1 protein-coding gene is annotated in these 229 nt (G+C 44.1%); it reads left to right on the top strand.

Annotated elements, in window-relative coordinates:
• Positions 1-15: 15 nt before the first annotated feature.
• Positions 16-229: biotin/lipoyl-containing protein (locus AAEY62_RS25235; protein ID WP_350637253.1), on the top strand; the 214-nt coding region annotated here is incomplete at its 3' end.

The raw sequence follows: 229 nt of genomic DNA on the forward strand, positions 1-229 counted from the left end.
CATAAGAGGTTTGCAATGAGTATTGAAATTAAAGTACCCGATATCGGTGGTGATGAAGTAGAAGTAACCGAAATCTTAGTAGCCGTTGGCGACGTTGTTGAAGTTGACCAAGCATTACTAACCGTTGAAGGCGACAAAGCATCAATGGAAGTGCCGGCCGATACAGCTGGCACAGTAAAAGAGATTAAAGTAAGCGTTGGCGACAACGTAGCTACTGGCTCTTTAGTGT

Origin of the sequence: Pseudoalteromonas sp. GW168-MNA-CIBAN-0100 (assembly GCF_040309225.1) — a bacterium.
Classification (GTDB): Bacteria; Pseudomonadota; Gammaproteobacteria; order Enterobacterales; family Alteromonadaceae; genus Pseudoalteromonas; species Pseudoalteromonas arctica.